The sequence below is a fragment of the Mesorhizobium sp. M1A.T.Ca.IN.004.03.1.1 genome (assembly GCF_003997555.1).
GTDB lineage: Bacteria > Pseudomonadota > Alphaproteobacteria > Rhizobiales > Rhizobiaceae > Mesorhizobium.
Genome location: NZ_RZTV01000397.1, coordinates 1 through 267, shown reverse-complemented (window position 1 = coordinate 267; position 267 = coordinate 1). Strand labels below are relative to the sequence as shown.

The window sequence follows — 267 nt, the reverse complement described above, 5'->3', positions numbered from 1 at the left end:
CCACCGCGGGCACTGACCCGAACGTCAATCACCCCGCCTTCGTCTCCGGTCCACACGTAGTGCTTGCCGCCAGGCTGTAGCACGAAAAAGGCTCCCGGCTTGAGCCACGGGCCGGTCTTGTCGAGCTTATCCCCAAAGCCGAATCCGACCTGGCCGCTGATCAGCCAGACGGCCTCGGCATTAGGGTGGCTGTGCGGAGGAACGACGTAATGAGGCGGGAATTTCACGCGTGCAACGCTCCAGTTACCGGATTGCGCCAGGACAGCG

At 63.3% G+C, this 267-nt stretch carries 1 protein-coding gene; it reads right to left on the bottom strand.

Translation table 11 applies throughout. The features are described 5' to 3' along the window. Positions 1–227 (bottom strand): cupin domain-containing protein (locus tag EOD29_RS36665; RefSeq protein ID WP_206520559.1); only part of this gene is annotated, 227 nt, incomplete at its 3' end. Between the last annotated feature and the right edge of the window lie 40 nt (positions 228–267).